The following is a 22,892-nucleotide window of genomic DNA, read 5'->3' as shown; positions in this document are numbered from 1 at the left end:
TGTCCGTTATTTCTTCTAAAAGCCTGTATCTTACAGGCTTTTTTTGTTTTCGGAATACTCCTGGTTAATTTTGATGCGTTCTTCAACCGGCAAGGTGTTCCATGCTAACCATCCTGCTAAATCAAATTCACGCTGTCTCTTGTGGGCTTCTTCTTCCGACAGGTTTTGCGGCCCGACAATATGTATAATTGTATTGCCAATTTTATATGTGACCGAAATATCGATACTTTTAACCACCTTAGCATCACCCCGGTAAATCTTATGACCGTGATGACGATGGACAACACTAGTTTTTTGCATGACTGGTGTGCTTTACTTACGCCATTTTCGGGTGAAAATAAAGCACTCTTTCCCCCTTTCTCCGTTTCTTACATCCTCCTACAGCTAAAGAAATAAGCGTATGAATTTTACAATCTTGATATAAGGGATAAAATTTATTGGTTTGCTGCCTCGGTGGTGATTGCCTCATCGTTAACATGTGACGGATATTGCAACAGTTCGTGGCATTTTTCTTCAAAAAAAATGTCCTCAATATTTGCATTAAACATCTCGGCAATTTTCTTAGCTAAATCTAATGTTGGGTTACGATCACCGGTTTCTATCATTCCATAAAAACTTCGTGTGACTTTTAATTTATCGGCAATCTCCTGTTGTGTTAATCCATGCATTCTACGTAAATTTATAAGCTTTGTTCTTGCCATGATTTCACCTCCAATGACACGGTCCGTTGCTTTGTTTTTAGTATATAGCAACGAAAAGTTGCAGTCAATATATTTTGCAACTTCTTGTTGCAGTAATTGTTTATGCCACATTATGTGGTAAAATAATTTAAAAAAAGGTGGATAGTGTTATGACATTCGGAGAACGTTTAGTCTATCTGCGAAAAAAACATAAAATGACTCAAAATGACTTTGCAAAAATTTTATCTGTGAGCCGAGGCGCAATTTCAATGTGGGAAATAGATCAACGCACACCGGACCCATCAACTCTTAAGAAGATAGCAGATTTGTTTAACGTTTCCGTTGACTGGCTCCTGGGTCGTGTAGAATCAGATGAAAACAGCAATAAAAACAATAATAACGAAAGTGATACTACAGGTGATATTTGCTTGGTTGCTGAATCCCCTTCTAGCTATGGATACGAGACTGAAGCCGCCCACAGAACAGATGACCCAATGGCGGATTTGCCCGAAGAAGCCCGCCGAAGCCTCGAAGAGTTCAAGGAATATATTCTAAAAAAATATGGCAAAAAATAAGAACCTGCTACTGATAAGTCATGTGGCAGGTTCTGTCATATATGGATATTTTGACAAACAACGACAAAATTTGCAGGGTGATGGACATGCCTGTTAAATTATTTAAACTAGCTGAAAGACAAGGTATCGATATACAATGGTGGGATTTCAAACCGCCTTTGGAAGCAGTTTATTGGGCAAAATCTGGTTTGCCGCCTATTATTGGGTTAAGCAACTCATTAAAACAAAGCTCCAGTGCTTATCTTCGTTGTGTTCTGGCGGAAGAGATCGGGCATCATTTTACAACTACAGGCAATTCTGTTCCCCGGACTTTTTTTCATTATCAGGATAGGTTGGAAATAAGCAAGGCTGAGTATAGAGCCTTAAAATGGGCTGCACAATACCTTATGCCTCGAGGCAAACTTTTACGTGTGATAAAAAACGGAATGGCCGAAAAATGGGAGTTTGCCGAGTGGTTCAATGTAACCGAAGAGATGGTTGATTTTAGACTGAAACTGCCGGATGTTGCTATGTTGACAAAAACTAAGACAAGGATAGTGGGATAAAACATGATTAGCAAAACTTACAATATAGACCTGGAGCCAGCTTGCATTTATCTTCGCAAGTCTCGTGAGGACCGGGAAGCAGAAGCTCGTGGCGAAGGCGAAACGCTGGCAAAACATAAAAAAGCATTATTTAGACTGGCAAAAGAACTGCAAATAAATGTAACAAAAGTTTACGAAGAAATTGTCTCAGGTGAAAGCCTGATACATCGACCTGAGATGCTGGAACTTTTAAAAGATGTAGAAGAAGGCAAATGGAAATCTGTCCTGTGTATGGACATGGATCGTCTTGGCCGAGGCAATATGCAAGAGCAGGGACTTATCCTAGAAACGTTTAAAAAGGCCAATACTAAGATTATCACCCCTCGTAAGATATATGACTTGCAAAATGAATTTGATGAAGAATACAGCGAATTTGAAGCATTTATGGCCCGAAAGGAACTCAAAATCATAACCAGAAGGCTTCAAGGAGGCCGTGTCCGCTCCGTGCAGGAAGGAAACTATATTGGCACAAGACCGCCTTATGGTTATCTTATCGAAGAAAAAGACAAAAATAGATACCTGGTCCCTCACCCGGAACAGGCACCTGTCGTTAAAATGATTTTTGACTGGTACACTCACGAGGACCCCTCTCTACGAATGGGAGCTAATAAAATAGCAAACGAACTCAACCGTCTAGGGTATCGTTCATATACAGGAATTGAATGGAAATCTTCTTCTGTTTTATCTATTCTTACAGTAGTTATGCAGTTTCAGGATAATTTTTCCAATTCCATAACCTAAGTTCCAAAGAATGTGGCCAGAATTTATCAATAAGCCTTGAAAAACGCTGGGTTGCCGTGTCAAAATAGACTTGGATCAACTGCTCGCAACAGCGGATCCGACAACCGGCGTTGAAGAAGTACCTTATCACTTCGCAGAGGGAGGGGGCTTGTTCGGCGCCTTCTTTATTGCACTCCCAAGAGGCATAACAAAGAAGGGTCTTCGCTGTAAACAAGAGCTCCACATGTGCGAAATGAGCTGTTTCAGACTGAGCATAGCAAGATGTTAAACCAAGATTCTGTTTAGCGGTGCGGTAAAAAACTTCTATTCTCCATCGTTTAGCATAGGCAGTTGCAGCTTCTTCCGGCGTATCTACGCGATTGCTTATCAGGAGATACGCATCCTTGAAGGTTGCCGGGCATTCTTCCTCCGGAAGAACTATGCTGCCCTCGACAGCCTGCTTCTCATAAGTGGCTGCAATGGCAGCTATGGGTAAAAAACGTTGTCTAGTAATGGGTTTTCCCTTGCGTGTTAAGGTCTCATAGGGCATTTTGATGTAAATGTCCGGAATACTGAGAACCGATTCTTTGCCAAGGACCCGAAGCTGGGAATAAACTTCTCGCAGCAGTTGCTTCGGATTAAGTTTAATGTAGCGTTCCTTTCCTAGTACCGGGTCGTAGATTTTCCTGAATAGCGCCGTGTTACGTTTGGCTTTGGTAACCCAGTCAAAATTTTGACCCATCAGCCAGTTCAGGAACTTTTTACACAAAAACCAGCGATCCATGGCTACCCAGAGTCTGGCCTTGTTCAACTGACGCACCTCTGCGAGCATCTGTTTAGCAAGATCAAGCTTGGTTTGTTTTTCATTCTCCTGGCCATTTTTAACCCAGAAGCGCCACAGCATAGGATATTCGAGCCCATTCTTTAAGACAGCCAGGGTCGACACAAGATTAATGCACCATACATGGCACTTATCCGAACTGTCAAAGAGCCAACAGAGAAAGGGGATTTTTTTACCGTGAGGATGCTCAATTTTAGTATCGTCTAAGGCAATGATATCGCCGTCGGTCAGCCTGCTATCCGTGTTTTCTTGTAACCTGGCAAATCTGCCCAAAGAGAACCGGAGCCACTGAAAGGGCTTGGAGAGAAACCGGCTGAAGGCACTTTGAGAGATGATTTGCCCGGAAAGCAGTTGTTGTAAAAATGGAGCTTCCGTTGAAAACTTAGCATTTTGATTTGCAGAACTTGAATGATTAGCAAGGCCGCAGATGTAGGCAAAAGCCAGGAGCCACGCTGGAATTCCGGAGTGTTTGCGTATTCCGGACTGGGAAAACAGCAGAGACAGGTCAAACAAATCCCAAATTGTCTTGAGTACCGGGATTCCGGCACCTTGACCGTGATCCTTTTTTTCGAAAGTTGGTTTACACAGTTTCTTCATCAACATCACCCATATCGCTAGAGTGATGGTAAAAAATACCATCCAAAGCGATTATGGGGGCTTTTCGAAAAAGTCAAGACCTTTTTTGTCGAAAATTAGGATCTTTTTTAAAATATTTTTTGAGTTATTATTTTCTATTTATTTCCACCAACTGCATAACTCCTGTATTCTTAAAAACCCTGTTTATATAGGCATAATCACATGGAAAAAAAAAGAATATAAAAAATCAGTTGTATCTGGAAAAAGAAAAGATGTGCGAACAAGACCTAAAGAAGAATGGATATATTCTAAAGGCAAGCACCAACCCCTTGTGAGAGAAGAACAGTTTACTAAAGCTCAAGAAATATTAAAAAACAAATATCATGTTCCCTATCAACTGCAAAATGGGATCGTTAACCCGCTTGCTGGTCTTATTAAGTGTGATATTTGCGGGTCAGCTATGGTTTTAAGGGTTTACACAAATCAAAGGCCGCATTTCATCTGTTACAATACTCGTTGTCCCAATAAAAGCAGTCGGTTTGAATTTGTGGAAAACCGGGTTATTGAAGGGCTAAGAAATTGGCTTCGGGAATATCAGGCAAAATGGAATCTATCCAAACCACAATTAAAAACTGATAACGTTATAGATATTCGTAGAAAAGCCCTGCAAAATTTAGAAAAGGAACTCTCCGAATTGGAAAAGCAAAAAGGACGACTACACGATCTTCTTGAGCGGGGCATCTATGATGAAGAAACTTTTTTAGAAAGATCACGTACTATTACCGAACGAATTGATGCAACCAAAACAGCCATTAATAATGCGGAAAAAGCACTGAATGATGAAATGCAAAGAGTAAAAGCACAGGTAGAAATAATACCTATGGTGCAAAACGCCTTGGATATTTATTCAGAACTTAAAAGTCCTGCGGAAAAAAACAACCTCTTGAAATCAATATTGGAATACGGCACTTATCGCAAAGAAAAACATCAAAAAGGAGATGAGTTTACTCTAGTGCTTTATCCTAAGTTATCTAGTCAATACAGATAAACCGTTAGTGTTATCTCATTGCCCTCCTTATCAATACCGATGGGATCATATAATGATACTTCACCTTTATTTTTTTTCGTGGCCCTGAGATGCATCAAGATCTCGTTTTCAATGCAGCGAGCGGCATATGTGGCTAACTTGGTGCCTTTGTCACTGTCAAATGTATTGATAGCCTTAATCAGACCGATAGTACCGATAGAAATGATATCATCCTTATCCTCGCCTGTGCTGTCAAATTTTTTCCCTATATGTGCTACCAGTCGTAGGTTATGTTCAATAAGGATATTCCTGGCATTCATGTTTCCTTTTTTAAATTCTTCAAGATAATAGGTCTCTTCTTCATCGGAAAGAGGTCGGGGAAAAGCATTGTTATTCAAATAATAAAAAAGCAATAAGATACTTTTTGCCAGAGTGACAGTAGCAACCACTACTGTTCCGAATCCCATCTAAACTCCCCCTCCATTTAAATTCGCTGTAAATTGTATGGAGGTTATTGGGATAATGTGTCTGTCCTTTTTTTAAAAAACCACTTAACAATGTTGGTAGAATTGCCAAAAGATTTGCATCATATCTTTTTCCCCACTGCACATCCTATAAACGAAACCACAATAAATACTAATTTGCTAAAGGAGGAAACAAAAATGCCAAGAAACACAAATAAACCTGCTGTACAAGGAGCCAAGTCTTTCTTAAACAGTTTGAAATTTGAAATGGCTGGAGAACTGGGGTTAGGCAACTATGAAGCCGTCGATAAAGGCAGTTTGACCTCCCGTCAAAACGGTTATATCGGTGGTTATATGACCAGAAAAATGGTGCAATTTGCCGAAGAACACTTAAAGAACGGCGGCCAAATCTAGTCAATCTTTTCGACTTCCGATATCTGCCTACCGATTACCGGATAATTTTTAAAAAACAAAAACCAGTCAGGTTATCCTGCTGGTTTTTGTTTTTTAACATATTCAAGGTTGAATTTTGTTATACGGTCTTCACCGTTCACGGTTAACGATTCACGTTATCTTACCGCTGTACCCTTCCCGAAGCATCGCCTTCCATCAGGCTTTTCACCTCGGAAACTGTAACGTGGTTAAAGTCTCCGTGAATGGTATGTTTCAAACAGGAAGCAGCTACGCCAAACTCTAAGGCCTCCTGATTACTCATGCCGGATAACAAACCGTAAAGCAGGCCTCCCACAAAGGAGTCGCCGCCGCCCACTCTGTCCACGATATGAATGTTATATTTTTTGGAATGATAGAATTCTTTACCATCATAAAGCAGCGCAGACCAGCCGTTGTCAAAAGCGGAATAACTCTCCCGTAAGGTAATGGCGGTTTTCTTAAACCCGAACCTTTCGACTAACTGTCTTGCTACGGACTTATAGCCCTCCAGGCTTAATTGACCGGAGGTCACATCGGTACCTGTGGCATGAATACCGAAAACTTTTTCGGCATCTTCTTCATTGCCGATACCGATATCTACATACTCCATTAAACGACTCATGATCTCATTGGCTTTTTGAGGACTCCAGAGATTTTTCCGGTAGTTATAGTCACAGCTAACCGTAACACCCATTTTCTTGGCAGCCTGGCAGGCTTCCAGGGTTGCAGCTGCCGCAGCATCACCCAGGGCAGGTGTAATCCCGGTGAAATGGAAGAGGTCTGCGCCCTGGAAGATTTTTTCCCAGTCAAATTCGCCCGCTTTTACCTGGGAAATGGAGGAATTGGCTCTGTCATAGACAACCTTGGAGGGACGCTGGGATGCACCATATTCCAGGAAGTAAATACCCAGGCGGGGGCCGCCTTTTAAAATATGGTCGGTATGTACACCATACCTTCTCAAATGATTAATGGCAGCTTGACCCATAGGGTTATCAGGAACCTTCGTGACAAAATAAGCATCAAGCCCGTAGTTGGCTAAAGAAGCCGCCACATTGGCCTCTCCCCCGCCATAAGTTACATCAAAGCTTTCGGCCTGGACAAAGCGCTGATAATTAGGCGTCGAGAGCCTCAGCATGATTTCTCCGAAAGTCACTACCTTTTTCATGTTAAAGACCTACCTTACTTCTTACTTATTTCTTGCTTCTGGCCAGTTTCACTTTTTCCACAAAAGCCCTGGCTGTTTCTGTTACTTCTGCGTAATCTCCTTTGGCTGCCCCTTTGGTTAAAGCACTGCCTACCCCAACAGCTACACAGCCAGCTTGGATCCACTGGTCCACGTTATCCAGGGATACACCGCCCGTAGGCATGAGAGGGGCTTGGGGCAGGGGACCTTTGATAGCCTTGATCACGCCTACGCCTAAAACTTCCCCCGGAAAGATTTTTACCACATCTGCTCCTGCTTCCATGGCTTCCACAACCTCTTTAATCGTCATGGCGCCTGGCATGACCGGCACCTGGTAGCGGTTACAAAGTTTAACTACTTCCAAGTTCAGATGAGGTGAAACCACGTACTGGGCCCCGGCCAAAATAGCCATACGGGCAGTTTCTGCATCTAACACTGTTCCGGCCCCCAATAACATTTCTTCAGGAGAGTAATAAGCAGCCAGTTCCTTCATGACATCCAGAGCTCCGGGAACTGTCATGGTAATTTCTACAGCTGTTACACCCCCGGCTTTCACTGCATCGGCAATAACCTTGGCCTGTTGTGCCGATTCTGCCCGTACAACGGCAACTACACCACACTCGATGAGTTTTTGTAAGATTTTAATTCTGTTGGGTAACACAATAATTCCTCCTTTAATCACTTAAATTGTTATTCCATAAAGCCCCCGGACATGGCAGAACTTGCCAGGCGACCGAAGACCTTAAGAATTCCTTTTTGTAATCGACTTGCCGGAGCCTGCCACTTCGCCTTCCTCCTGGACAGTTCCTCCGCCACTTCCGCAGGTGTTTTTTGACTGCCGTCCCAGCCGATCATGTTCAGACCTCTCCCTGCTATATCAATGTGGATTAAATCACCGTCCTGCACCAGGGCGATAGGACCACCTTCAATGGCTTCGGGAGAAACATGGCCGATAGCCGGACCGCGGGTAGCCCCCGAAAACCGGCCATCTGTAATTAGAGCCGTAGTACTGCTTAAAAGGGGGTTGGCGGCAATAGCCTCCGTAGTATAGAACATTTCAGGCATGCCCGAACCTTTCGGTCCTGCATAGCGGACCACAATGACATCCCCCGGCTGTATCCTGTTATGCAAAACTGCTTCCCGGGCTGCTTCCTCATGATCAAAGACCCGGGCAGGACCAATGTGATCCTGCATTTCTCGGGGCACGGCAGCATGTTTCACCACAGCGCCTTCAGGGGCAATGTTTCCTTTGAGAACAGCCAGTGAACCTTGAGCCTGGATGGGGTTATGTTTGGGCCTGATCACAGCTTCTTTTTGCATACGGTAGTTTTCCAGGTAACGGTTTACTCTCTGGAACCAGCCTGATTTCTCAAGTTCTTCCAAGTTTTCTCCTAAAGTCTTTCCGGTCACTGTCAGCTGATCCAGGTGTAAATGTTCTTTGATTTCCCACATGACGGCAGGTACTCCACCGGCATACCAGAAGAACTCTGTAGCATAATAACCCGTTGGTCTGACGTCCACCAGGTAAGGTATCCTGCGGTGTATCTCATCGATCTCAGACGGTTCCAGTTTAATACCAACTTCCCTGGCAATTGCAGGTAAATGTAAGATGGCATTGGTAGAACCGGAGATTGCTGCATGAACCATCAGGGCGTTGTTAAAGGCTTCCTTTGTTAGGATATCAGAGGGTTTGATATCTTTTCCCACTAGATATAAGATTTGTTCTCCCGCCTGTCTTGCCATATCCCTTATTTTCTTTAAGGGAAAAGGAATGAGGGCAGTACCCGGTAAAGCCAGACCCAAGGCTTCTGCCATGACCTGCATCGTACTGGCTGTCCCCATCATCTGACAGGCGCCGCAGCTTGGGCAAGCCTCCCGCTGGAGATGGGTAAATTCTTCTTTTGTAATCTTACCAAGATGGTATTGCACACTATATGTCCCTATCTGTTCCAAACTAAGATTGCCCGGCCCGGTTAGGGCAGTTCCGCCTGGAATAAAAATAGCAGGAATATTTAAACGGGCGGCAGCTATTAGGTGGGCGGGAATGGATTTATCACAGGAAGCGCAGAGGATGATCCCGTCAAAAGGACTGGCCTGCCCCTGGATTTCAATCATAGCAGCGATGATTTCCCGTGAGGCTAAAGAGTAATTCATACCTTCATGTCCCTGGGCGATGCCATCACAGATATCCGTAACGGTATAGCGGGAAGGTTTGCCCCCTTTACTCCAGACGCCTATTACGGCTTCTTCTACCAGCTGGTTTAGCCCATAACTGCCGGGGTGACTTTCTCCCTGGGTGCTATTCACCATGATTTGTGGTTTTTCTAAATCATTTTCGGTATAATTCATACCCAAGCGCAGTGATTCGATTTCCGGGGCAGCTCCTTTTAATCTCTGTGACTTTAACAACTGAATCCCTCTCTCCTTTTAGAATTTGTCGGCAGTGTACCCCATTCTCCTAGAAATTAATAAGGCTGTTTTTACCACCTGAGCGCCAATCTCCTCTACTTTTTCCAAGGTCATCCGCATAGTTGGCCCAGAGACAGAAAGGGCTGCTACAGGCCTCTGCCGGTAATCTAATATGGGGCCCGCCACACAACGGATGCCATACTCATTTTCTTCATTGTCAAGAGCATAGCCAAGTTTTCTTACCTTAGCCAAATCGGCCATCAACGCTTCATAGGTGATTATGGTATTATCGGTGATTTTGGTTAAACCGTGTTTTCTGATGATTTCCTGTACTTCCTGGGGCGGTAAATGGGCCAGGATACTTTTGCCAACGCCCGAACAATGGAGTTTCACACGGGCGCCGATGGTGGAATGCATACGGATAACATTTTCCGCTTCAACTTTGTCGACATAGATGCCCTCCCCTTCGTGGAGTACAACCAAATGCACGGTTTCCCCCACATATTTTGATAGTTCCAGGAGAAAAGGCATGGCTACCTTTCTTATTTCAATATTATTGAGCATGCGACCACCTATTTCTAAGATTTTAGTTCCCAACTGGTATTTGCCCGTGTCACTCTGCTCAACAAAACCTTCCTCACTCATAGTGGAAAGGAGCCGGTAAATGGTACTTTTGTGTAAGCCTAATTCCCGGCCAATGTCGGTAACTCCCCATTCCTCACGGCTTCGGCCCAATAACTCAATTATTTTCAAAGCCCTTTTCACAGCCTGAACACTATTGTCTTTTTCGATTTTCAATGCCGTCTCTCCCCTATTTTGTCGCGCATTATGAAACAACGTTTCGTATTTTGTTAATAATTATTCTCTATGAAAAGAAAAATTCCTCTTTGGTAAATTAGATCAGGAAATATTTTTTGCAATGAAAAAATAAACGCAAGGTTAAGCTTGCGTTTATTCATTAACAGCCTTGGTTTCATTGTTAGAACCCTGGGAACTTGGAGAACTTTTTGAGTCGGTAGTATAGAAACCTGAGCATTTATATATGATATTTACATTCTTGCCGATAAGGCGATTCACGGGAGATTGGCATGTAGGACATTTTTGTAAAGGAGCTTCCTTTATTCCCTGGGTAATAGTAAATTTGCCGCACCGGGGGCAGCGATAATCATAACTGGGCATATTGTTCACCTCCTGCTTGTAAGTCCTATCTCCACAAAAAATTTTAGTAGCCCTGGGGCCAACTGTCAAGGTCCGTAACCCTTAGACCCTGCTTCCCATCTGCAATAAAATGCTATTATTTTGCACATCATGTATTATAGCATAAAAAAGGCAATAAAATTTTCGGTTTGTGAAAGGATTTCGCCTACGGATATCGAATATTGTTAATAATCATTACTATTAATAAAATTAAGGAGGATTAAATATGGCTGTTTGGAAATGTAGTGTTTGCGGTTATGAAAAAGAATCCCGCTGCCGCCCGGGCAAATGTCCGGAGTGCGGTGCTCCCAAAGACTCTATAGTCAAAAAAGAATAGGATTACTCATGAAAAGAGGCGGCAGTTGCCGCCTCTTTGTTTTACTTATTTAAAATTAGGCTTCCGCTTGTTGAGGAATGCGTCCATACCCTCTTTTTGGTCTTCCGTGGAGAAGCACATACCGAAGCACTCGCCTTCCAGGACCTCACCGGCTTTTTGCCCTACCTCGTCACAGGCATTGATCAGCTCTTTTGCCAAGACGATAGGTGCAACAGGTTTGCCGGCAATTTTGTTCGCCAACTCTATGGCCGCAGCCATCAATTCTTCTTTGGATACTACCTTTTCCACCAAACCGATAGCCAAAGCTTGATTAGCATCAATCATATCACCGGTGTAGATGAGAAGTTTAGCCATCCCTTTACCTACCAGGCGGGTTAGCCGCTGGGTACCTGCAAATCCGGGAATAATACCCAGATTTATTTCGGGCTGACCGAACTTAGCATTATCTGCAGCTATGCGAATATCACAAGCCATAGCAATTTCACAGCCGCCCCCCAGAGCAAAACCGTTAACGGCAGCAATTACAGGTTTGGGGAGATTAGCTATCAGGTTAAATACTTCATGCCCGTATTTAGCCCATTGTCTCGCTTCAATGGGATTCATTTTGGCCATGTAGGAAATGTCGGCGCCAGCTACAAAAGCCTTTTCTCCCGCACCTGTAAGGACAATAGCGCGAACCGTCTCTTTCTGTCCAAGCTTGGTGAAACAGTCTTTTAGTTCCGTCATCGTCTCTTCGTTTAAAGCATTTAAAGCCTGTGGACGATTCACAGTTACCACTGCCACCCGTCCTTCCTCAGTTAAGAGAATGTTTTTGTACTCCATAGTGAAGCCTCCTCCATTCTATTTTTAGCAGCTTATCCTTGATCTTTGAGCCGCTAAATTCCCCTTATCTCTCCACCAGGGCAGAAACACCTTGGCCACCGCCAATGCAGAGGGTGGCTAAGCCTTTTTTGGCATCACGTTTGATCATTTCATGGAGAAGGGTTACAAGAATTCTGGCCCCGCTGGCACCAATGGGATGACCCAGGGCAATGGCCCCGCCGTTAACATTGACAAATTCAGGATTCAGTCCCAAGTCTTTAACGACAGCCAGGGATTGAGCGGCAAAAGCTTCGTTAGCTTCTATCAAATCCAGGTCGGCGATTTGCCAGTTTGCTTTAGCCAGGGCTTTCTTAGTAGCATTAACAGGACCGATACCCATGATGCTGGGATCAACGCCGGCTGAAGCACCAGCCACGAAACGGGCCAATGGCTTAATGCCCAGCTCCTTGGCTTTTTCTGCCGTCATTAAGACCAGTGCGGCTGCCCCATCATTGATTCCTGAAGCATTTCCTGCGGTGACTGTTCCATCTTTTTTAAAAGCAGGTTTTAATTTAGCCAGTTGTTCCTCGGTAACTCCGGTCCGGGGAAATTCATCCACCGCAAATTCTTTAAAGCCGCCTTTGACAGGAACTTGCACAGGAACAATTTCTGCAGCAAACCTATTCTCTTTGATGGCTTTTTCTGCCCGGTTTTGGCTGATGGTTGCAAACTTATCCTGTTCTTCCCTGGTAATTCCCCACTGCTCGGCAATGTTTTCTGCGGTAATGCCCATATGATAATCAGACATGGCGCACCAGAGGCCATCTTTAATCATAGAGTCTTCCAATTTCCCCGGACCCATGCGGTAGCCAAAACGGGCTTTAGGTAAGAGATAAGGAGACTGGGACATATTCTCCGTTCCTCCGGCCACTATAATATCTGCATCTCCCACCATAATAGCCTGGGCTGCCATAATTACCGCTTTGAGACCCGAACCACAAACCTTATTGATGGTTAATGCCGGTGTGGATATAGGCAAACCGGCTTTCAGCGCTGCCTGGCGGGTGACATTTTGTCCCAGGCCAGCCTGTAAAACACACCCCATAATTACTTCATCCACATTCTCCGGAGCAACACTGGCTCTTTTTAATGCTTCTTTGATTACAAGGGCACCTAAATCAACAGCGCTTACTTCCGCAAGAGAGCCCCCAAAACTGCCGATGGGTGTACGAACAGCACTTGCTATCACAACTTCCCTCATACTCTCAATTACCTCCTCCATAAATTTTAAATAAAGTGACCAAGGGGGATTACCAAAGTAACCTCCCCTGATTAATATTCTGCTAGATAACTTATAATCCTGCTATTTTTTAGCAATGATTTATTTAAGGCAAAACTCTTTGTTCATTTGACTAAACATTAAACATGACCATGGCTTCGCCTTCAGTAACGACGTTACCTTTCTGGTTTTCTACCCAGGTACGCATTCTCAGGCGTTTCTTGGCATCAATTTTCTCTACCACTTCTACATAGGCGGTCAATTCATCACCCAGGTAAACGGGAGCCCGGAACTTTAAATCCTGGGAAAGATAAATGGTTCCGTAACCCGGCAGTTTAGTCCCCAGGACAGCCGAGATAAGCCCGGCACTAAACATACCATGGGCTATCCGTGATTTGAAAGGCGTCGTTTTGGCATACTCCTCGTCCAGGTGTACAGGATTATTGTCTGTACTAATGCGGGCAAAGTCCGCTACATCAGCCTCTGTTACCACTTTTTTTACAAAATCTTTGTCTCCTACCTTAATGTCATCATAGGTTCTCATGAAGAGACCCTCCTCCCTTATTTTATACCCATTGGTTCCGGTTTGAAGATTCTTTCATCCATAAGTTTAGGTGTACCTTCCATTTTGGGCACAAAATCCATATGGGCTAAGATGTCCTTTTCAATATCAATGCCGGGAGCCACTTCAGTAAGATATAACCCGTCTTTTTTCAGTTCAAACACAGCCCTTTCTGTAATGTACATGACGGGCTGCCGGATTTCCTGGGCATAAGCACCGCTGAAAGTAATCTGGCCAACTTTTTTGATGAATTTATTAACCTTACCCTCTTGCTTGATGACCAGTTTCCCGTCATCCACGGCAATTTCCAGGCCGCCGGCGGTGAATGTACCGCAGAAAAAGACCTTCTTGGCATTCTGGGTAATGTTGATAAATCCTCCACAGCCTACTACCCTTGAACCGAGTTTGCTGACATTGACGTTACCGGCCTCATCAGTCTCAGCCATCCCCAAAAAGGCCAAATCTATGCCGCCTCCGTCATAAAAATCGAACTGGTAAGGCTGATCCAGGATGGCTTCCGGGTTAATGGCGGCGCCAAAACTCAAGCCTCCTGCAGGAATACCTCCCACCGGACCGGCCTCTACGGTTAAGGTCATGTATTCGCCAGTACCCTCTTCATTAGCTACCATAGCTACGGCTTCGGGGATACCGATACCCAGGTTGACAATGGTGTCGGGTTTGAGTTCCATAGCTGCCCTGCGTCCAATAATTTTTCTTTCATCAAGGGGGATACTCTTCACCTGGGTTACAGGTACCCTGATCTCCCCTGTATAAGATGGATTGTATTGTTCGCCAAAGGTCTGCATGTGGTTCTTCGGCTCGGCCACGACGACGGCATCTACATAGATACCTGGAATCTTTACTAGTTTTGGATCAATGGTCCCTGCTTTAACTACCCTTTCTACTTGCACGATCACTGTACCGCCGGAATTTTTTACAGCCTGAGCCATGGCTGTGGCCTCTAAAGATACAGCTTCTTTTTCCATGGAGACATTCCCTTTTTCATCTGCGGTGGTGCCACGGATCAAGGCTACGTCAATGGGGAAAGCCTTATAGAACAATCTCTCCTTGCCGGCGATGGTAATAACTTCTACAATATCTTCTTTAGTAACACTGTTGATCTTACCGCCTTCTACCCGGGGATCGACAAAGGTCTTTAAACCCACATGGGTGATGGTACCAAGCTTACCAGCGGCTATATCCCGGAAAAGGTGAGAGATAACCCCCTGGGGCAGGTTGTAGGCCTCTATCTTATTTTCCGCAGCCAGTTTGCCAAGTTTGGGGGCTAAGTTCCAGTGGCCCCCGATAACCCTTTTAATCAGGCCCTCATGACCCAGGTGGTTTAAGCCACGGTCTTTACCGTCACCTTGACCGGCAGCATAAATAAGACTAATGCCTTTAGGGGTTCCCGTTTCCAAGAATCTGGCTTCCAGGGCTATAGTAAGCTCTTCGGGATGACAGTTGCCCACAAAACCTCCGGTTGCCACCATATCATTGTCTTTAATCAGTTCAACCGCTTCACGGGCAGTGAGAAATTTAGGTGACATAATCTAGCCCTCCCTGTTTTAGTTTATAATATATTTCGTGAACACAAGAAAAACTGCTTTTCGACTAAACAGCTTCCGGAGTTGGCCCGGAAGCTGTTTATTTTACTTTTCACTTAGGTCAGGCCAGGATTACACAATTCCGAAAAGTGTGGCCAGGATAATGACAAAGAAGGTTGATACGAAGGGGATTACAACGGATACCATACCGATATCGGGATAAGAGGCCCTGTGGTTCATCCCACAAATGGCCAGCAAGGTAATAACGGCACCGTTGTGGGGCAAAGAGTCAAAACCGCCGGAGGAAAGGGAAGCAATCTTATGGAGCAACTGGGGATTCAATCCGACTGCATTGGCCCAATCCAAATATTGTTTACCCATGGCTTCCAGAGCAATACTCATACCGCCGGAAGCAGAACCTGTAATACCTGCCAGGACGTTTACGGTAATTGCCTCAGAAACAAGGGGAGTTCCGGGGTCAATACTCATCATAAAATCGGCAACTTGTTTAAATCCGGGCAGGCTGGATACAACGTTACCGTAACCCACCTCGGAAGCCGTATTCATAATAGCAAGAAGGGAACCGATAGCTCCTGTGTTCAGGGCTTTATGCAGCCTGGCTTCACCCTTAACATTGTTCCATCCGATAATTAGGGCCAAAACTATACCAACAACTAAGGCAATGATAAGGGCCCAGGTCGCCGTCACACTGGCTAGGGTAACACCATAAGGCTTAAGGAACGCAGGATCCCAGCCTTTGATCACCGTGGTTAGAACATAGTTCAACACTAAAACGGTAAAGAGAGGCAACATGGCCACAATAGGATTCATAAGATTTTCATGATTCTTTTCCTCGGGCTCGTTGATGTGCCCCGTTCCGTAACCTTCACCGGCAGCCATAAGTTTTCGCTTGCGCCATTCCAGCCAGGCAATGCCACCAATGGCCATCATTAAACCGGCAATAATACCAACAGTGGGCGCTGCGTACGCATCCGTGCCAAAATATTTACCTGGTATCAGGTTTTGGATCTGCGGGGTACCTGGGAAGGCAGTCATGGTAAAGGTGAAAGAACCAAGGGCAATACAGGCGGGGATTAATCTCTTGGGGATATTACCCTCTTTAAAGAGAGCAGCAGCAAAAGGATAAACAGCAAAAGCTACCACGAAAAGGCTTACTCCACCGTAGGTCAGCACGGCACAGGCCAGGACAACGGCAGTCACCGCCTTAGCTGGTCCCAGTTTTAAAGTAATCCAGTGGGCTATAGCTTTGGCTGCGCCTGTTTCCTCCATAACCTTTCCAAAAACAGCACCTAACAGGAATATGGGAAAGAAGTTTTTAACATATCCCACTGCTTTAACCATAAAAACTTCAGTATAAGTAGGTAGCAGTGGGAGTCCTGCCGTAGCTGCAGCCACGAGAGCACAAACGGGAGCAAACAAAATAACTGAAAAGCCACGATAAGCAATAATTGTTAAGAGAATAAGTGATAAAATAATGCCAAGTACCATAGTTTACACCAACCTCCTTATATTATCTCTCAGGGTAATGTAAGGGTGCCTTTGTCGCTATCCTCCTTTCTCCACGATGATTTTTCTAAAACAAGTACACTTAATACTAATGCAAGTATCATGCCAATATCTCTAGAAACGGGCAAGCCGCATCATGGCTTGTTCTGATAGGAGGAAGGCTTGTTGGTGTCTATTTTTTTAGATTGTTCAGGATTCTTTCAACGGAACCCTTGATGAAAAAGGATTCAGTGAATGAGTCCATAATTGTAGACATTCATCTATAATATTGTACTTTTTATATAATTCCATACTTTTCAATTTTTTGATAAATATTCGCACGGCAGATACCCAACATTTTTGCGGCCTTAATTTTATTGCCCTTGCAAACTTCTAAAGCTTTGATAATGGCCATGCGCTCTGTTTCTTCCAAAAGATTTTTTAATAAGAGGGAAGAATCGTCTCCCTCAATTTCCGGACGCCTGATATGGAAAGGCAGGTGAACAACGTTAATGGCACCGCCTTCTACCAGGTTCAGGCAGCGTTCTAAGACGTTCTCCAGTTCCCGGATGTTGCCCGGCCAGTGATAATTCACCAGACACTGCACAGCTTCTTCATCAATTGGTAAAACCAGGTGCCCCATACTGGTACAAAGTTTCTCCAACAGGTAATGTATAAGATCAGGTATATCTTCCTTCCTGTGACGTAAAGGAGGTATTTTTAATTCTACGACATTTAACCGGTAGTAAAGATCACTACGGAAGAGATTTTTCTCCATCAATTCTTCCAGGTTACGGTTTGTGGCCGCTAGGATCCGTACATCTACAGGTATGGGTTTAATTCCCCCTACCCTTTCTATTTCTTTTTCTTGCAGGACACGCAGCAGTTTAACCTGCATGGAAAGAGACATATCGCCGATTTCATCCAGAAAAATCGTCCCTTTATTGGCTAGTTCAAATTTGCCAATCTTACCGCCTTTTTTGGCGCCGGTAAAAGCGCCTTCCTCGTAGCCAAATAATTCAGACTCCAAAAGGTTTTCCGGTATGGCGGCACAGTTCACTTTGACAAAAGGTCCGTTTTTGCGGCTGCTTTCATAGTGAATGGCATGGGCAAAAAGTTCCTTGCCCGTTCCGCTTTCCCCCCGGATTAAGACAGTAGAATTGTTCCGGGCCACCCGCATGGCCATGGTTTTAATTTCCTGCATCTGGGGACTGTTACCCACAATATTCTGAAAAGTAAAGCGGGCACCTTGGTATTGTTTCACAACATCCTTATAGTATTCTAATTCTGTCTGCAGTTTGCTGACTTTATGGGCCAGGGCTATTAGTTCTTTAATATCTTTAAACATTACCTTTCCCACCGCCCCGATAATCTTGCCATCTTTTTCAATAGGCAGGCGCATAGCCACCATGTCGTGACCGTGGATTCTCTGGACATCCCCGATTTCGGCCTTACCGGTCTGGGCCACAATGTGCATCCGTGTATTCTCTATCACCTGGGTTACGTGCTTTCCTAAGGCTTTTTCCCGGGGAATTTTCAGGAACTCAGCGTAAGCCTTATTAAACATGGTAATAATACCGTTGGCATCCACCACCACGATGCCGTCGTAAGCATTATCCAGAATGGTCTCCAGTATTTTTTGGTATTCTTTGACCTGAGTCAATTCCTCCATGATATTCTGCAGTTCCGTAATATCCTGGAAGATGGCTACAGCGCCTATGACCTCTCCGTTTCTGACAATGGGCGTACGATTGGTGATAAAGGTGGAGTTACCAAATACGAAGCGCTGGCCGATCTGGGGTTTCCCTGTTACCACAATCTCCGGTAAACGGGTGTACGGTATCAGTTCTTCAATAGGCCTACCGATGGCTTCACCGGTGGGTACTTTTAAAACCTTCTCTGCCGACTTATTATAAACAATAACCCGGCCTTCTTTATTGATGGCAATAATACTGTTGTTGCTGCCGTCCAGAATGGCGTTTAATTCACTGATGATACGGTCCCGCTGGCGTAAAAGGTTGGAAAAGAGCTGTTCTTCTGAGATTACCCCCAGAAATCGCTGGTCCTGGTCAACTACCACCAAACGGTCCAAAGGATAATCCAAGACACTGCCCAGCATGGTTTCACCAGAAAACTGTATCACTTCTTCAATGAAACCTACCGCAGGCGTATACAGGGGGACTTCTTTTAAAAGAGCCTGGGCAATGCTCTTTCCCGTTACCATGCCCAGGACTTTACCATCTTCCTTGACAATGGGTATGGTCTTTACTTTACCGTTGTTCAACAGTTGGGCCACGTCTCCTAATGTCACATCTTCTCTACAGGTCACAGGTTCCGCTATTAACAAATCATGCAGTTTCACTGGACACACTTCCTTAACAGGGTTTTTAGAACTGTCTACAATATTAGACAGTTCTTTTAAAACTCCTGCTTTTATTTCTTTCCAACATTATGTTCTTTGTTTATGGGATAGATCAGCAGGAAAATCCCCCGCGAAGTATAAATTTAGTAATATTAAAGGATAAAGGGAGGGTACTATGAAGAATAAGTTCTATTTTTTTCTCACCTGTGCCTTAATCATATGGTCATTGTCTGTACCCCAAACTTGCCTTGTCCTGAGTGATCAGCTTACATCAGAAGGCTATTTTCTTGCACTGGTGAAAGACAAAGAAGAATTTAGCCTGGCCTGGCGTCACTCCGTAGAACTGCAGCCCTGGGAGGAAACATTCCGGGTCAACCTGAAGAACCAGGAATTTGTTTTAGTAGAGACACGATTTCGTGCATACGGGGCAGGTGTTCCCAATGTTTCACCAGGCAGGTATGCCCTGGAGAACGGCTTTATCGTCTATAAAAACCTCAACCAACCCTATACCTCACTCCCTTTCTACCTTTCTCATTATGCCCTTTATCATTTAAAAATCGGGAACCAAGATTATAACCTTTCCCTTCTCGTTCCCGATAACACCAAAGTGAGCCTTTCTTTGCAGAAGCTATCCCGGGGAGCATATTTTTGGTCAGCTCTAAAATTGTATTGGAAAAAAATGTTGGCATAAAAAGAACCCGGTTGTGTATAACCGGGTTCTTTCTTTTCTAGGCTGTTATCTCTCGTTTCTTTTTTATTTCCATCCTTTGGAGGAGAACTGCCGCAGCAATAACCACTATCCCTACGACATCTGTGATCACACCAGGTTTTATCATACAAAGGGCACCCACAAGTAAAAGTACCCGGGTTAAGGCATTGGCATGAGTCAATAAATAGCCTTCCACCGCTCCAGCCAGGGCAATGACCCCGATGGTAGCAGTAATCGTCACCATCACAGCATCAAGCCAGGTAGTATTGATCAGCATCAGCGAAGGCGAATATACAAAGACAAAAGGAACAATGAATCCGGCCAGGGCCAGCTTCATAGATTGGATACCTGTACTGGTGGGATTGGCGCCGGCAATGCCTGCCCCAGCGAAGGCTGCCAGAGCTACAGGCGGCGTTAAATTGGCCAGCATACCAAAATAGAAGACAAACATATGGGACACTAGAGGTGGTACACCCATCTTGGCCAGGGCCGGAGCGGCCATAGTAGCCGTAATAATATAAGCCGGTATGGATGGTAACCCCATTCCCAGAATCAGACAAGCGATCATGGTTAAAACCAGGGTGATAAAGAGATTCCCCTGCCCCACAAGGAGAATGGCCGAAGCCAATTTCAGTCCGAAACCGGTAAGAGTAGCCACACCCACAATGATACCCACAATGGCACAGGACATGGCTACACCCAGTGCAGTACGGGTACCATCTTCCAAGGCTTTTAATATATCCCGGAAGGACATCCGTGTTTCCTTTTTCAGGGCACTCACCAATACGGTGAGGACGATGGAGTAAAAGGCGGCATAAATAGGCGTATAACCCTTAACTAAAAGATAAACCAGGCCCACCAGAGGAAGAAGCAAATGGCCGCGGGATTTTAGAACATCCCAGACCCGGGGAACCTCCTCTTTGGGGATACCTTGCAGGCCCCTTTTGCAAGCCTGTAAATGCACCATCATAATAATACCAAGATAATAAAGAACGGCCGGTACTGCAGCGGCAATGGCTATCTTTAGATATGGCACGCCCAGGGTTTCGGCCATAATAAAGGCGGCAGCCCCCATGACGGGCGGCAAAATCTGCCCGCCCACGGAAGCGGCGGCTTCTACTGCCCCCGCAAACTCCGGCCTGTAGCCTACCTTTTTCATTAAAGGAATGGTAAAACACCCGGTAGTGACCACGTTAGCCACAGCGCTGCCGTTGATAGAACCCATAAAACCGCTGGATACTACCGCTACTTTAGCCGGGCCGCCGCGGCTGGTACCGGCCAGGGCCATGGCCAAATCATTGAAGAATTGTCCCATACCGGACTTATCCAGGAACGAGCCGAAGAGTATAAATAAAATAATATAGGTGGAGGATACACCAATGGGTATACCAAAGATACCTTCCGTGGTCAGATACATATAGTCCAAAATATCTTTAATTCCATAACCGCGATGGGACAGGAGATTTCCCGGAAGGGAACGTCCAAAATAAGCATAAGCTAAAAAGATCACAGCTAGAATAGCCAATTCTTTTCCCGTGATGCGCCGTCCAGCCTCCAAAACCAGGAGCAGCGTAATAAAGGCAAAGATGAGATCCGTGTTATTGGGCATTCCTGCCCTTAAAACAATTCCATTATAGTCTATTAAAATATATGCTCCTGTAGCCAGGGAAAGAATAGCCAGCAGAATATCCACTACTGTCAGCTTATCCCCGGCACTCTTCTTAGAAAAGGGGTATAAAAGGAAAACCAGGGCCATCACTACCGAAGTATGGAGAGCTCGATGCTTCAGAGTAACTAAGGGTCCTGTCCATGCTGTGTACAGATGGAATAAGGATAAAGCAATAGCCATAAAAGCTACTGTCCGGGTAACATGATGACTGGTAAATTTACGAAAACGTGATTCAGTATCATAGTTTTTTAAGACTTGTTCTACCTGGGCTTCGGTCTGCGTCCTTTCGCCAGTGACGTTACTCATCAACCGAACCTCCTCATCTTATAGTTTATGCTGGGAATATGAGGAGAGGGGGTATCATGGATACCCCTCCTCGTAATGGCATAGCGATGTACAGCCTCTAATTAGTTGATGCCCTTTTCTTTAAAGTATTTTTCCGCGCCTGGGTGGAAAGGAATGGGCATCCCTTTCTTAATTTTTTCCAGTTTGATATCCTTAGCGGCTGAATGGGTACTTACTAAAACATCAAGGTTTTCAAAGATGACTTTGGTCATATTGTACACCAGGTCTTCTTTCATATCTTCCCGGACTACCAAAATAGTAGTTACCGCAGCGGTAGGCACGTCTTCTTTATCGTCATAAGTACCGCCAGGGATAAGTACAGAGGTATAGAAAGGATATTTTTCTGCCAGCTTTTCTACTGCCTTGGGATCAATAGGTACGATCTTCACATCCTGGGTAGTACACAGGTCCAAAATGTTGGAGTTTGGCAAGCCTGAGGTTAAGAAGGCTGCATCTACCGCTCCGTTTTTCATCTGTTCAATGGCCTCAGCATAGGAGAGATAATCAGGTTTGATATCCTTATAGGTGATACCGTGAGCTTCCAGGATCTGGCGGGCATTGACTTCCGTACCGCTGCCCGGAGCCCCCACGCCAACTCTTTTTCCTTTCAAGTCATAAATGGACTTGATACCCGTTTTTGCTAAAGTAACCACCTGAACATAGTTAGGATAAAGTGCGGCCAAACCCCGTAAATTTTTCACAGCACCTTTATCTTTGAATACTTCGGTTCCGGTATAAGCATAGGACACCACATCGTTCATGGCAAAAGCCAGTTCAGCCTTTTTCTCACCCAGGAGAGTAGCATTAACGGCTGAAGCACCTGTAGACTGTACCGAAGCATTGGCGCCAGGGATTTTCTCATTAAACAGTTTTGCAACCGCGCCACCCAGGGCAAAGTAAGGTCCGGAACTGCCACCTGTGGCAATGGTAATGTAGACAGGTTCTTTCTTAGGCTCTGCCGGCTTACCCCCATTACTGCTGCTACCGCAGCCTACCGCTAATGTAAGGATCAGGCTTAGAACCAAAATCAGGGCAATTATTTTTTTCATGAATTATCCTCCCCACTAAAAAATAGTTTTCTAAATATTAT

General features: G+C 44.7%; 23 protein-coding genes and 1 pseudogene. 7 read left to right on the top strand and 17 right to left on the bottom strand.

Annotated elements, in window-relative coordinates:
* Window positions 1-30 precede the first annotated feature (30 nt).
* Together BR63_RS02930 and BR63_RS02925 are read right to left on the bottom strand one after the other, a co-directional pair.
* Window positions 31-237 (bottom strand): hypothetical protein, encoded by a 207-nt coding sequence (locus BR63_RS02930; protein WP_051966245.1) that lies wholly within the window; start codon window positions 235-237, stop codon window positions 31-33.
* 197 nt (window positions 238-434) lie between these two features.
* A complete protein-coding gene (locus BR63_RS02925) occupies window positions 435-701 on the bottom strand; it encodes a helix-turn-helix transcriptional regulator (protein WP_051966243.1) in 267 nt (88 codons plus the stop codon).
* Window positions 702-850: 149 nt separating this feature from the next.
* On the opposite strand from BR63_RS02925, the gene BR63_RS02920 reads away from it, so the two are divergent.
* The 3 genes from BR63_RS02920 to BR63_RS02910 are packed head-to-tail and all read left to right on the top strand — an operon-like array spanning window position 851 to window position 2,580.
* Entirely contained in the window at window positions 851-1,255 is a 405-nt protein-coding gene (locus BR63_RS02920) for a helix-turn-helix domain-containing protein (protein ID WP_051966241.1), read from the top strand.
* Between the two features lie 41 nt (window positions 1,256-1,296).
* Complete coding sequence (locus BR63_RS02915) at window positions 1,297-1,800, top strand: ImmA/IrrE family metallo-endopeptidase (protein ID WP_034425640.1); 504 nt, start codon at window positions 1,297-1,299, stop codon at window positions 1,798-1,800.
* A gap of 3 nt (window positions 1,801-1,803) precedes the next feature.
* Window positions 1,804-2,580 carry a recombinase family protein gene (locus tag BR63_RS02910; protein WP_187142810.1) on the top strand — a complete coding sequence of 259 codons (777 nt, stop codon included), beginning with the start codon at window positions 1,804-1,806 and terminating at the stop codon, window positions 2,578-2,580.
* Here the strand turns inward: BR63_RS02910 and BR63_RS02905 are convergent.
* Complete coding sequence (locus BR63_RS02905) at window positions 2,540-3,997, bottom strand: transposase (protein WP_243269998.1); 1,458 nt, start codon at window positions 3,995-3,997, stop codon at window positions 2,540-2,542. The genes BR63_RS02910 and BR63_RS02905 overlap by 41 nt on opposite strands.
* Window positions 3,998-4,022: 25 nt before the next feature.
* Here BR63_RS02905 and BR63_RS02900 point away from each other — a divergent pair, with 25 nt between their 5' ends.
* The gene (locus BR63_RS02900) at window positions 4,023-5,024 is read left to right on the top strand and encodes a recombinase family protein (protein ID WP_081908112.1); all 1,002 of its coding nucleotides are present in this window, start codon (window positions 4,023-4,025) and stop codon (window positions 5,022-5,024) included.
* 5 nt (window positions 5,025-5,029) lie between these two features.
* On the opposite strand, the pseudogene BR63_RS02895 reads toward BR63_RS02900, so the two are convergent.
* Window positions 5,030-5,470 (bottom strand): annotated as a pseudogene (locus tag BR63_RS02895) (sigma-70 family RNA polymerase sigma factor); the annotation flags it as partial.
* Between the two features lie 195 nt (window positions 5,471-5,665).
* On the opposite strand from BR63_RS02895, the gene BR63_RS02890 reads away from it, so the two are divergent.
* Window positions 5,666-5,881 (top strand): alpha/beta-type small acid-soluble spore protein, encoded by a 216-nt coding sequence (locus tag BR63_RS02890; RefSeq protein ID WP_034421673.1) that lies wholly within the window; start codon window positions 5,666-5,668, stop codon window positions 5,879-5,881.
* 160 nt (window positions 5,882-6,041) lie between these two features.
* Here the strand turns inward: BR63_RS02890 and BR63_RS02885 are convergent, their stop codons facing one another.
* The 5 genes from BR63_RS02885 to BR63_RS02865 all read right to left on the bottom strand — a co-directional run bounded on the left by BR63_RS02885 (window position 6,042) and on the right by BR63_RS02865 (window position 10,670).
* A complete protein-coding gene (locus BR63_RS02885) occupies window positions 6,042-7,064 on the bottom strand; it encodes a sugar kinase (RefSeq protein ID WP_034421674.1) in 1,023 nt (340 codons plus the stop codon).
* Between the two features lie 25 nt (window positions 7,065-7,089).
* On the bottom strand, window positions 7,090-7,743 hold the full coding sequence (locus tag BR63_RS02880) for a bifunctional 2-keto-4-hydroxyglutarate aldolase/2-keto-3-deoxy-6-phosphogluconate aldolase (protein WP_034421675.1): 654 nt from the start codon (window positions 7,741-7,743) through the stop codon (window positions 7,090-7,092).
* Between the two features lie 29 nt (window positions 7,744-7,772).
* The gene (gene ilvD / locus BR63_RS02875) at window positions 7,773-9,431 is read right to left on the bottom strand and encodes a dihydroxy-acid dehydratase (RefSeq protein ID WP_207724792.1); all 1,659 of its coding nucleotides are present in this window, start codon (window positions 9,429-9,431) and stop codon (window positions 7,773-7,775) included.
* A gap of 78 nt (window positions 9,432-9,509) precedes the next feature.
* Window positions 9,510-10,289 carry an IclR family transcriptional regulator gene (locus BR63_RS02870; protein WP_051965648.1) on the bottom strand — a complete coding sequence of 260 codons (780 nt, stop codon included), beginning with the start codon at window positions 10,287-10,289 and terminating at the stop codon, window positions 9,510-9,512.
* A gap of 153 nt (window positions 10,290-10,442) precedes the next feature.
* A complete protein-coding gene (locus tag BR63_RS02865; RefSeq protein WP_034421678.1) occupies window positions 10,443-10,670 on the bottom strand; it encodes an FmdB family zinc ribbon protein in 228 nt (75 codons plus the stop codon).
* Between the two features lie 244 nt (window positions 10,671-10,914).
* Between BR63_RS02865 and BR63_RS19320 the strand changes: the two genes are divergently transcribed.
* A complete protein-coding gene (locus BR63_RS19320; RefSeq protein ID WP_207724753.1) occupies window positions 10,915-11,025 on the top strand; it encodes an RCKP-type rubredoxin-like domain-containing protein in 111 nt (36 codons plus the stop codon).
* Between the two features lie 45 nt (window positions 11,026-11,070).
* On the opposite strand, the gene BR63_RS02860 is transcribed toward BR63_RS19320, so the two are convergent.
* The 6 genes from BR63_RS02860 to BR63_RS02835 all read right to left on the bottom strand — a co-directional run bounded on the left by BR63_RS02860 (window position 11,071) and on the right by BR63_RS02835 (window position 19,079).
* Window positions 11,071-11,847, bottom strand: a complete 777-nt coding sequence (locus BR63_RS02860) for an enoyl-CoA hydratase-related protein (protein ID WP_034421679.1) — start codon at window positions 11,845-11,847, stop codon at window positions 11,071-11,073.
* Window positions 11,848-11,911: 64 nt separating this feature from the next.
* Window positions 11,912-13,087 carry an acetyl-CoA C-acetyltransferase gene (locus tag BR63_RS02855; protein ID WP_034421681.1) on the bottom strand — a complete coding sequence of 392 codons (1,176 nt, stop codon included), beginning with the start codon at window positions 13,085-13,087 and terminating at the stop codon, window positions 11,912-11,914.
* 151 nt (window positions 13,088-13,238) lie between these two features.
* Window positions 13,239-13,649, bottom strand: coding sequence for a MaoC family dehydratase (locus BR63_RS02850; protein ID WP_034421683.1), 411 nt, complete (start codon window positions 13,647-13,649; stop codon window positions 13,239-13,241).
* Window positions 13,650-13,666: 17 nt separating this feature from the next.
* Window positions 13,667-15,214 carry an acyl CoA:acetate/3-ketoacid CoA transferase gene (locus tag BR63_RS02845; protein ID WP_034421685.1) on the bottom strand — a complete coding sequence of 516 codons (1,548 nt, stop codon included), beginning with the start codon at window positions 15,212-15,214 and terminating at the stop codon, window positions 13,667-13,669.
* 129 nt (window positions 15,215-15,343) lie between these two features.
* On the bottom strand, window positions 15,344-16,720 hold the full coding sequence (locus tag BR63_RS02840; protein ID WP_034421687.1) for a GntP family permease: 1,377 nt from the start codon (window positions 16,718-16,720) through the stop codon (window positions 15,344-15,346).
* Between the two features lie 295 nt (window positions 16,721-17,015).
* A complete protein-coding gene (locus tag BR63_RS02835) occupies window positions 17,016-19,079 on the bottom strand; it encodes a sigma-54-dependent Fis family transcriptional regulator (RefSeq protein ID WP_153802061.1) in 2,064 nt (687 codons plus the stop codon).
* 175 nt (window positions 19,080-19,254) lie between these two features.
* On the opposite strand from BR63_RS02835, the gene BR63_RS02830 reads away from it, so the two are divergent.
* Entirely contained in the window at window positions 19,255-19,770 is a 516-nt protein-coding gene (locus BR63_RS02830) for a DUF1850 domain-containing protein (RefSeq protein ID WP_051965649.1), read from the top strand.
* A gap of 37 nt (window positions 19,771-19,807) precedes the next feature.
* Here the strand turns inward: BR63_RS02830 and BR63_RS02825 are convergent, their stop codons facing one another.
* Both BR63_RS02825 and BR63_RS02820 read right to left on the bottom strand, forming a co-directional pair.
* Entirely contained in the window at window positions 19,808-21,763 is a 1,956-nt protein-coding gene (locus tag BR63_RS02825; protein ID WP_034421688.1) for a TRAP transporter permease, read from the bottom strand.
* A 101-nt stretch (window positions 21,764-21,864) separates the two neighbouring features.
* Complete coding sequence (locus BR63_RS02820; RefSeq protein WP_034421690.1) at window positions 21,865-22,851, bottom strand: TAXI family TRAP transporter solute-binding subunit; 987 nt, start codon at window positions 22,849-22,851, stop codon at window positions 21,865-21,867.
* Window positions 22,852-22,892 lie beyond the last annotated feature (41 nt).

The organism is Thermanaerosceptrum fracticalcis, from assembly GCF_000746025.2.
GTDB classification, from domain to species: Bacteria; Bacillota; Peptococcia; order DRI-13; family DRI-13; genus Thermanaerosceptrum; species Thermanaerosceptrum fracticalcis.
This window is presented reverse-complemented; position numbering and strand designations above follow the sequence as displayed.

Coding starts and splice junctions, on each gene's coding strand:
- BR63_RS02905 (WP_243269998.1), bottom strand. CDS start 3,997: ATGAAGAAACTGTGTAAACCAACTTTCGAAAAAAAGGATCACGGTCAA.
- BR63_RS02855 (WP_034421681.1), bottom strand. CDS start 13,087: ATGAGGGAAGTTGTGATAGCAAGTGCTGTTCGTACACCCATCGGCAGT.
- BR63_RS02890 (WP_034421673.1), top strand. CDS start 5,666: ATGCCAAGAAACACAAATAAACCTGCTGTACAAGGAGCCAAGTCTTTC.
- BR63_RS02840 (WP_034421687.1), bottom strand. CDS start 16,720: ATGGTACTTGGCATTATTTTATCACTTATTCTCTTAACAATTATTGCT.
- BR63_RS02820 (WP_034421690.1), bottom strand. CDS start 22,851: ATGAAAAAAATAATTGCCCTGATTTTGGTTCTAAGCCTGATCCTTACA.
- BR63_RS02910 (WP_187142810.1), top strand. CDS start 1,804: ATGATTAGCAAAACTTACAATATAGACCTGGAGCCAGCTTGCATTTAT.
- BR63_RS02915 (WP_034425640.1), top strand. CDS start 1,297: ATGGATATTTTGACAAACAACGACAAAATTTGCAGGGTGATGGACATG.
- BR63_RS02920 (WP_051966241.1), top strand. CDS start 851: ATGACATTCGGAGAACGTTTAGTCTATCTGCGAAAAAAACATAAAATG.
- BR63_RS02860 (WP_034421679.1), bottom strand. CDS start 11,847: ATGGAGTACAAAAACATTCTCTTAACTGAGGAAGGACGGGTGGCAGTG.
- ilvD (WP_207724792.1), bottom strand. CDS start 9,431: ATGAATTATACCGAAAATGATTTAGAAAAACCACAAATCATGGTGAAT.
- BR63_RS02900 (WP_081908112.1), top strand. CDS start 4,023: ATGGTAAAAAATACCATCCAAAGCGATTATGGGGGCTTTTCGAAAAAG.
- BR63_RS02885 (WP_034421674.1), bottom strand. CDS start 7,064: ATGAAAAAGGTAGTGACTTTCGGAGAAATCATGCTGAGGCTCTCGACG.
- BR63_RS02830 (WP_051965649.1), top strand. CDS start 19,255: ATGAAGAATAAGTTCTATTTTTTTCTCACCTGTGCCTTAATCATATGG.
- BR63_RS02925 (WP_051966243.1), bottom strand. CDS start 701: ATGGCAAGAACAAAGCTTATAAATTTACGTAGAATGCATGGATTAACA.
- BR63_RS02865 (WP_034421678.1), bottom strand. CDS start 10,670: ATGCCCAGTTATGATTATCGCTGCCCCCGGTGCGGCAAATTTACTATT.
- BR63_RS02845 (WP_034421685.1), bottom strand. CDS start 15,214: ATGTCACCTAAATTTCTCACTGCCCGTGAAGCGGTTGAACTGATTAAA.
- BR63_RS02825 (WP_034421688.1), bottom strand. CDS start 21,763: ATGAGTAACGTCACTGGCGAAAGGACGCAGACCGAAGCCCAGGTAGAA.
- BR63_RS19320 (WP_207724753.1), top strand. CDS start 10,915: ATGGCTGTTTGGAAATGTAGTGTTTGCGGTTATGAAAAAGAATCCCGC.
- BR63_RS02850 (WP_034421683.1), bottom strand. CDS start 13,649: ATGAGAACCTATGATGACATTAAGGTAGGAGACAAAGATTTTGTAAAA.